This is a genomic window from uncultured Campylobacter sp. (assembly GCF_938045465.1).
In the GTDB taxonomy this organism is placed as follows: domain Bacteria; phylum Campylobacterota; class Campylobacteria; order Campylobacterales; family Campylobacteraceae; genus Campylobacter_B.
This window is the reverse complement of sequence record NZ_CALIBF010000004.1, coordinates 1-8,532: the sequence shown is the minus strand read 5'-3', so window position 1 is coordinate 8,532 and position 8,532 is coordinate 1. Positions and strand designations below refer to the sequence as shown.

The 8,532-nt window shown below is 44.5% G+C and carries 7 protein-coding genes; 3 read left to right on the top strand and 4 right to left on the bottom strand.

Going from position 1 to position 8,532, the window contains the following annotated elements; genetic code table 11:
* Together Q0413_RS00200 and Q0413_RS00195 are read right to left on the bottom strand one after the other, a co-directional pair.
* The coding region (locus tag Q0413_RS00200) for a DMT family transporter (RefSeq protein WP_298986076.1) at positions 1-1,883 on the bottom strand (1,883 nt) is incomplete at its 3' end.
* 43 nt (positions 1,884-1,926) lie between these two features.
* Positions 1,927-2,556, bottom strand: coding sequence for a hypothetical protein (locus Q0413_RS00195; RefSeq protein ID WP_298986074.1), 630 nt, complete (start codon positions 2,554-2,556; stop codon positions 1,927-1,929).
* A gap of 87 nt (positions 2,557-2,643) precedes the next feature.
* On the opposite strand from Q0413_RS00195, the gene Q0413_RS00190 reads away from it, so the two are divergent.
* From Q0413_RS00190 to Q0413_RS00180, 3 genes are all read left to right on the top strand, one after another.
* On the top strand, positions 2,644-3,198 hold the full coding sequence (locus tag Q0413_RS00190; protein WP_298986072.1) for a manganese efflux pump MntP family protein: 555 nt from the start codon (positions 2,644-2,646) through the stop codon (positions 3,196-3,198).
* 204 nt (positions 3,199-3,402) lie between these two features.
* Positions 3,403-4,761, top strand: a complete 1,359-nt coding sequence (locus Q0413_RS00185; protein ID WP_298986068.1) for a hypothetical protein — start codon at positions 3,403-3,405, stop codon at positions 4,759-4,761.
* 82 nt (positions 4,762-4,843) lie between these two features.
* Positions 4,844-5,011 (top strand): hypothetical protein, encoded by a 168-nt coding sequence (locus Q0413_RS00180; protein ID WP_298986066.1) that lies wholly within the window; start codon positions 4,844-4,846, stop codon positions 5,009-5,011.
* A 69-nt stretch (positions 5,012-5,080) separates the two neighbouring features.
* Here Q0413_RS00180 and Q0413_RS00175 read toward each other — a convergent pair whose 3' ends face one another.
* Positions 5,081-5,872, bottom strand: a complete 792-nt coding sequence (locus tag Q0413_RS00175; protein ID WP_298986064.1) for a class I SAM-dependent methyltransferase — start codon at positions 5,870-5,872, stop codon at positions 5,081-5,083.
* Positions 5,873-5,991: 119 nt separating this feature from the next.
* Positions 5,992-8,067, bottom strand: a complete 2,076-nt coding sequence (locus Q0413_RS00170) for a TonB-dependent receptor (protein ID WP_298986062.1) — start codon at positions 8,065-8,067, stop codon at positions 5,992-5,994.
* Positions 8,068-8,532 lie beyond the last annotated feature (465 nt).

The window sequence follows — 8,532 nt, the reverse complement described above, 5'->3', positions numbered from 1 at the left end:
CGGTCTGCTTTTTCGCAAGCTCGATTTTTAGCAAACTTCGCGCCTAAAAGCCCGCCCAGCTCGCTAAGCAGGATGCCTGCGAGTATCAGCGCCGCACCTAAAATTTGAAGCGCGCTTAGCTTCTCGCCGAAAGCATACCCCATAATGCCTGCGCTTACGGGCTCTAGCGCGAAAATCAGCACCGTTTTTATCTCGCTTACGCCGCGATTTTGCGCCATCGTTTGGATCACAAACGCCGCGACGGTGGCAAAGATCGAGGTCAAAACCAGCGCAAAAACGAAGTCGAAGCTCGGCGAAAAGATTAAATTTCCTAGCACCTTTATCTCGCCTTCAAATTCCGCGTGCGGAGTGAAAACCGCCGCGATCAGCGCGCAGACGCAGACGCAGATAAACTGCACGATCACAAAGCCGTAGAGATTGCTTTTGCGCGCACAGACGCCCGTAAATACGATGTGAAGCGCGTATGCAAACGCCGAAATCAGCGTCAACCGCTCACCTATGCCAAATCCCACCGCGCCGCTTGCTCCGCTTAAAAAATACAGCCCCAAAAGCGCCACGACCGCGCCGCCAAAGGCGCTAGCACCGATCTTTTTGCTGAAAAACGCAAGCATCAAAAAGGGCACGATGACAACGTTTAGCCCCAAAATAAACGCCACCGTCGATGAGAGCGCATAATCAAGCGCTATGGTCTGGCAGGAAAAATCGCAAAATAGCATCAGCCCGCAAAACACGCCCCGCCCTATCGTGCCGCGGTCGAATTTGACGCCGAAGCGCAGGCAGGCAAGGTAGGTAAAAATGCTCGCCGCCAAAAAGCGCCAAAATAAAAAGCTAAAAACGTCGCCGCTATGCAGCGCGTGCTGAACAGGCACGAAGGTGCATCCCCAAACGATCGCCACGAAAAGCAGCCCCAGATCCCACAGCCTGCTAGGCGGAGCGGGGTTTTGCGTGCGGCTTTGCGCAAAATTAGAATTTCTCCCGAAACTCTGCGGGGAATTCGAGCTTTGCGTGCAGTTTTGCGTAGAGGCAGAATTTTGCGCGGTAGCAGGGCTCTGCGTAGAATCAGAGCTTTGCGCGAAATCGAAATTCTGCGCGAAATTTAAGCTTCGAGCGGAGCTAGAATTCTCTGCCGAATTAGATTTCTCTGCAAAATTCAGCACCTTTAAATTTTTAAATCCAAAGCTCTGCGGCGTATGAGCGGAGTCCGGATCGTTTGCAAGAACCCCAGTAAAATTTTTCTTTGAGCGTCGCGTATGAGCATCGGCAAGGTTTTTTGCGGGGCTTAAATTTGGCTCGTCTACGACGCTTGCACAATTTAGCGAACTCGCGCTATTTGCGCCGTTGCAAGTAAAATTTTCCGCACAATTTAATATAAAATTTCGTTTGAAATTTCTTGCGGAATTTTCGCAAAGGTTTATTTTGGGAGCCTTCGCGGAATTTAAGGCTTTGCTTTCGGCGCGGCTCATATTCTGTGCGAGTTTTAAATTCAGCGCAAGAGCTGCGGAATTTAAAACGGGCTTTCTTTCGATATTTTTGACGCACGGAGCGGAATAGGTCGCAGCAAACTTGCGCGCAGTATGATCGCACGCGGCAAAACCCGCCGAAGCAGGATGAAATTTTAAATTTCTCCCGCGCTTTAAACTCTCCCCACGGATAAAATTTAATGCGGTATCCGCATCTTGAAATTTGAAATTTCTTTTGAAGCAGAGAGCGGGAGCAAAATTCGCCGCGCCGCCGCGCGCTGTGTTTTTTACGCACGCAAACGCCGCATTTGAAGCAGAATTTAAAGCTATATTTTTCGCGCGCTCGCGCACCGGATCCGAGATAAAATTTAAAGCGGATTTTAAATTAAAATTTTCCGCAGGCTCCAAGATAGAATTTTTCATAAATTTAAAGTAAAATTTCGCCGAAATCTTGGCGCAGCCGCGCCTATCTGACCGTCTTTATCGCGTTTAAAATCGCGCCTGAGTTTTTGCGAAATTCCCTTTCGTTTTTGCTCAAAAAATCAAAGCTTTCGTTGATGAAGGCGCTGCTGAATTCGCTGCCGAAATCGTCCGCAATCTCCTTGCCCACGGCGTTTTTGTAGCTTTTGGCAAAGCCCGCGTCCGAGCCTAGAGCGCGCGCGAACGGCAGCAAAATATCGTAAATTTCATCAAAGGCGTTTGTGCGCAGATAGTGGCTAAACAGCACTTCGCCGCTCATAACCGCCTTGGTATCGGCCTCGGGCATCTCTTTGATTTTAGTAAGTATCAAATTTTTTAGCGGCTCAATCGCGGGATTTAGCTTTTGAGTAGCCAGGCGGCGCATATTTTGTACGGCGATGCTTTTTTTGCCGGCACGCTGCGTAAGATAGCCCGGCAGATCAAGCTCATAGTCCTCGATCCCTTCGCGCTCGTATTCGCTTGCGGCGCGCTCGATTAGAGTGCTTAGCGAGTTTTTAAAATTTTCGCTATCGCCCACGTTTGCGCTGATGACGACGTCTAGCCCCTTTACGGCGACCTCTTCCCAACTCGCAGCCGCTATGAGCGGCAAAAGGCAAAAAATTAGATTTTTAAGCAAGACTTTTTCCCGAATTTAAGATTGTTCATTTTATTTCAGAAATTTTAATGTATAATCAACGCTTTTATAATACCAAAAGGGCTAAATATGGAGCTTTTACTCATCGCTTTTGCGCTTGCGATGGACAGTGTCGCGCTTAGTATCTCAAACGGCGCGAAATATCCGAATTTTAAATTTGCGCAGATCGCGCGCGTCGCGTTTTTCTACGCGGCGGCTCAGTTTGTAATGCCGCTTGCGGGCTACGCTTTGGGGATAAATTTCGTAAAATTTATCGCGCAGATCGATCACTTCGTCGCGTTTGGAATTTTATCGTTTTTAGGCGTTAAGATGATCGCAGAATCCCGCCGCGAGCAGGACGAGCCAGCTCTACGCCTAAGCACGAAGGAGCTGGTGCTGGGCGCGATCGCAACCAGCATCGACGCGATGGCCGTGGGCGTGACCTTTGCGTTCGGCGAAATAAACATCCTCTACGCCTGTTGCGTAATCGGGTTCGTCTGCTTCGCGCTGTGCGTCGCGGCGTGCTACGTAGGCAAGCTAACGGGCGAATATCTGCACTCAAAGGCGCTCGTTTTAGGCGGCGTGATTTTAATCCTAATCGGAGTTAAAATTTTACTCTCGCACCTCGGCGTTATCGATATTTAGCGGCTTTTAGCGCCGCTTCGCGATAATTTTTAAAACCAATCCGCAGGAGCGAAAATGAAAAATTTAATAAATTTAAGCGGCGGCGATCGCTTAAATTTGCGCGTAGAGGATCAAATTTTACTCAGTGAGAGCGTCAAAAACGGCAAAACTAGGCAGACGCAACGCAGATAAAAATACAAAGTAAAAACGGCAGAAAGGTAAATAATGAATGAGCTAAAAGAACAATTAAAATCCATAATACAAAAGCAAGTTAATTTTTCAAAATTAACTTATAATATAGAAATAAAGGTTATCCAACCAGCAAATTCAGGGCAATTTCCAAATCAAGATTTTAGTTTTAAAAGTATCGATATCCTATGCACTGAAGAGGAAATTGTTAAATTTGGAAAGATTAATAAAGAAATAAAGGAAATTGTAAAAGAGATTCAAGAAATAAATAGTACGCATTTTGTTACATTTATTTTTGAAAAATGTGATATCAAATTTTGGAATGAAGATATTAGTCCTGATTGGCATATAAATTTTAAAGATAGCAATATAAATATTAATATCCAAGATATTGAGCTTGATGAAATTTATTTGTTAACTCAAAATTTTAATAATTGTACATTTGAAAATTTAAGCTTACTCAGTAATGTTAAAACTTTGCATATTGATTTGAATTTTAATGATATCAAATTGTTGCAGTTCGCTATAACTAAGATAGCAGATAATGAGGTTAATAAAATTAATATTGGCAATACAAATATTGGTCAGGCAATAATCATTGATAATATTTTTAAAAGTGATTTTATAATTTATAGTTCTCAAGTTGATTCCATTGAAATTAGAGATGTTGATTTTGAAGCATTAGCAGAGTTTAGAGCAGTTGTTTTTAAAAATAAGTTTGATTTTGAAGAAATTTCGTATAAAGGGCTTGCTTTATTTGACAAATGTCTTTTTAATACAAAGGCGGAATTTAAATATATTACTTTTGAAAAATTGACTTCTTTTAGAGGTTCTGTTTTTAATAAGGGCTTAAATCTTGACTTTACAAGTTGTGATAAGGAAATCAATTTTTTCGGTATAAGTGGGCTTGATAGCGCTGAATCTAAAAAGCATACGTCACAAGAAACATATCGTATTATAAAAAATAATTTTGAAAAAATCGGCAATAAAATTGAAGCCAATAAATATCATTCCTTAGAGCTAGAAAGCAAGAGAATGGATCTTGAAAAAAACAAATGGGTAAATATGGATGATTATATTGTATTTAAATTGCACCATATAAGTTCAAACCATTCTACAAATTGGGTTTTAGCATTATTGTGGATTATATTGGTGGGCCTTTTAACAACAATATTTCTTCATTTGAATGCAGTAAAAGAATTATTTATCAATCCATGTTCTTTTAAAATTGAATATTTTTATAAAATATTTGACAACTTGTGGAAGTATATTTATATAGGCAATATGGACGACGAATTAAAACGTAATTCATTTGTATTTTTATTCAATAAAGTTTCATTAGGCTATCTGTATTATCAATTTTTAACAGCCGTAAGAAAAGATACTAGAAAATGATTAATTCGTATATTATCTAAATAGTAGTCTAAAATGGCAAAAGGTTTTAAGAATTTATAATAAATCTGCCATGAGGATACCGATGTTGAAGCCCGGTCTACCACGTAAACTATCAAATTTTGCGAGCGAGCCGCGCAGTCAGATGTTTTTCGATTCAGAGGTTAAGTCTTTTGGCAAAGATGGATATTTCGTCGTGAACGAAATGCGGGCGAAATTTAAAAAGCCGGCAGTCCTAGGTGGCTTACTGTAGGTCAAAGTCAAAACAGCTGAACTAAAAAAGATGCCCGCAATAGTAAATCATCAACTTTGCAAAGGCTCTCTATTTTTTGCCCACTAGAAGCTTTGAGCTGCCCAACATCAGCCATTTGGCTTCGCGCGGGCCCATAAAAAGCCCCTGCGTCGTGTCTATAAGCTCGACCCGCTCGTAGCCCTGCTCCTTAAGTCGCGCGATGAAAGCATCCATGTCGCCGTAGTTTCCGCGCGAAAAAAGATCGTGGATCGCGAAGCTGCCGCCCTTTTTAAGCACGCGGAGCGTCTCTAAAAGCAGCGCCTGGCGATCCTTGCGCATGATATTATGATAGACGTAGTTGCTTGTAACCGCATCGAAGCTGCCGTCCTCAAAGGGCAGCTGCGTGGCGTCGGCCTGCTCGAAGCTAGTGTTTTGCACACCTTCGGCGCGCGCGTTGGATTCGCACAGCTGCTTGTTAAAAGACGCGTACTCAAAGCCCCAGCGATCGACGCCCAGAACCGATGCGTGCGGGTTGCGCTTGGCGACGGCGATCGTTAGCGCGCCGCTGCCGCAGCCCACGTCCAGCCCGCGCCCGCCCTCGGGTAGATCCACGTATTTCGCCGTGCCCTCTACGATCGCACGCGAGAGCTGACGCTTGCCGCCGTAATCAAACGCGCGGTACCACACGACGCAGTAGATCGTAAAGCCGATCAAAACCAGTGCCGCTGCGCCGAAAAGCCCCGCAAGAAACCACCTCAGCACGCCGCCTACGAAGGCGCCGCAAACGCCGAAAATCAAAAACAAAACTAACGCTACGCCCGCACCCGCGGCAAAGCTCGCGATCATGCCCTTAGGCACCCAGTTTTTATAGTCCGGTTTCATCTTCGCTCCTTTTATTAAATTTAATCTCGCGGCGGCAAAGCACGCTGCGGCGAAATTTTAAATTCCGTCTGTAAATTTTAAATTTCGCAGCTCAAACCTCGCTTAAATTTAAACGCACGCTAATAGGTGTATTTAAACTCCGCGTAATAGTTGCGCCCTGGAGCCGGAGTATAGACGTCTGCGCGTAAATTTTGGTTGTAATTATACTCCTCGTCAAAGACGTTTTTGACTCCCGCGCTTATCAAAAATCCGCTTGCGAAGCGGTACGCAGCGCCTAGATCTACGATCGTGCGCGAGTCGATCCTATCGTGGTTGCCGTCGTGCGATGATGAGAAATATTTAAAATCGCTCATCAGCGTTAAATTTCTAATCGGCTCGTAATCGACGCCCAAAACGAACTTCGAGCGCTCCACCAGCGGAACCTGCTTGCCTTTATTCGCGCCGGATTGGATCTTGGCGTCGACGTATGAAAAGGTCTCGCTGAGCTTTAAATTTGAAAGCAGGCTTTGCTCCGCATACAGCTCCACGCCCTTGCGGCGCGTCTCGTCGATATTGATAAAATGCCAACCGTCGGTGATCGAGCTGCCCAGGGTTTCGTTTACGATCTCGTTTTTCGTATCGGTCCAAAAGATCGTAGCGCTTACGTATTGCCCGTAGATTAGATCTTTAAGACCGATCTCGTAGGTTTTAAAGGTTTCGGATTTGAGGTTATTAAGCACATAAGGGCCGTTGCGACCGAGCTTGTCGATGAGCTGATTAGGCCCTGGGGAGATATAGCCGCGCTCAAATTTAAAATATAGATTGCCGTCCTTGGAATAATTAAAATTCGGCGTGATCTCAAAAGCATAGTTGTTCTTATGATCGCTTACTCGGGTGCTATCTTGCGTCTGCGAGATTATGTTTCCCATCCTTTTTATAGTAGTCGAAACTCTGCGATTTACTTTGTATTCGGCGCGCTCAAACCGCCCGCCCGCACTAAGTGAAAACGCCTCGGTGAAATTGTGCTTTTCTAAAGCATAGACCGAGTGGGTGAGTTTTTGCATATCAAAGATCGTAAGCTGCGAAAGGCTCATCATAGGATTCATCGGAGTGGTAAAGTCAATCTTGCGAAAGCCTTTGTTTTTGAGATAATCATATCCCGCTATGAACTCGCCGCTGTCGTAGTCGAGCTTGCCTTTTAAATTTACCCCCTCTTTGCGGTCTTTCATCACAAACCCCTGCTGTACGCTCCTGATATCTTGATAATAAGGATGCAGATTCATCTCTACCCGATCGCCAAATTTTACCGCGTAGCTTAGATCAAAATTTGATCGCGTACTTTTGGTAAAGGTTCTCTCGCCTCCCTGCTGGCGGCGATCCGCTTTAAGCTCGGCAAGACCCAGAGTAGGCACGGAATAGGTTCTGGCGCGATAAAAACTCGGATCGAAAGAGATGCTTTGATCGTCCGAAATTTTATAATGCATCCCGAGCGAACCGTAGTAGCCGGTATTTTTCTCGCCCTTGCGATATCCGCGCTGCTTAAAGCCCTTAACGGCGGTTTTTAGGAATAGATTATCGCTCACGCCTCCGCCGAGCCCCAAATTTAGATCATTGTAATTATACGACGCGATCTTGGTGGAGATATTGGCGTATGGGTATCTGGCACCCTTTTTTGTGATGATATTTATCACGCCGCCGCTGGTGCCGCTGCCGTAAAGCACGCTACCGCCGCCGGGGATAATCTCCACGCGCTCGATATCTTCGATCGAAACGAGATCGATCGGGATGCTCGTCGGCGTCGTGTCGATCATATTGAGCGCGACTCCGTTAAGAAGGACCTTAACGGAGGTATTTGCCTTCTGACCCTGTCCGCGCAGATCGACCGTATCGCCGTGGAAGCTAACCCCCGGCGCTTTTTCTAAAATTTCGCGCAGATCGCGGTATCCGCGGTTTTCCATATCCTCCGCGGTGATAACGGAGACGTTGCGAACCTCGTTTTTAAGCATATCCTCAAAGCCCGTCGCGGTAACTACGATGGTGCCCAGCTTTGTGGCGTTCGCGCTGGAAGCGCTTTTAGAAGCTGCGAAATTTACGGCTCTCGCGCCGGACACGCCGATATTTGCGGACGTAGCGTTGTTTTCGGCTCCGTTTAGTTGCAATGCGGCGCACAAACTTAGCGCGATCGCGGCATTTGAAAGATAAAATTTCTTAAACATCACTCTCCCCTATTCAAAATTAGAATTTTGCGAATGATTTGCAAATGCTATATTATAATTTCTCTTGATTAAATAATAATAAATTTCAAAGATTAAAGATAGATTTTTTAAAATTTTGGCGTAGATTGGATGAAATTTTAATTTCGAGCGTTTTACGTGGCGCGGCAAAATTTCAATTTTAAATTTAGATTCTTTAGCGGTTTTTATCTCCTAAAACGGCAAATTTGCAAAGCGGATATAGCTGGAATTTTTAAAATTTAGTCAATCCCTAAAATCATACCCGTCTAAAATGCGACCAAAAGTATTAAACCTATCCTAGCGCTCATTTTTTTCCATATGGCCTTTTTGATTTTGCTTGCGCATCAATTATTTTTATCATGGCTCACCCTCTTTAGCCACTCTTTTTCAAATTTATAATATCTTTCAAGCTTTTTATTCTTTTCTATTTGATTCCACTTTTCTATC

What these genes read in the sequence shown, in the direction of transcription:
- Q0413_RS00180 (WP_298986066.1), top strand. Translation starts at nt 4,844, where the DNA reads ATGTTGAAGCCCGGTCTACCACGTAAACTATCAAATTTTGCGAGCGAG.
- Q0413_RS00185 (WP_298986068.1), top strand. Translation starts at nt 3,403, where the DNA reads ATGAATGAGCTAAAAGAACAATTAAAATCCATAATACAAAAGCAAGTT.
- Q0413_RS00175 (WP_298986064.1), bottom strand. Translation starts at nt 5,872, where the DNA reads ATGAAACCGGACTATAAAAACTGGGTGCCTAAGGGCATGATCGCGAGC.
- Q0413_RS00190 (WP_298986072.1), top strand. Translation starts at nt 2,644, where the DNA reads ATGGAGCTTTTACTCATCGCTTTTGCGCTTGCGATGGACAGTGTCGCG.
- Q0413_RS00170 (WP_298986062.1), bottom strand. Translation starts at nt 8,067, where the DNA reads ATGTTTAAGAAATTTTATCTTTCAAATGCCGCGATCGCGCTAAGTTTG.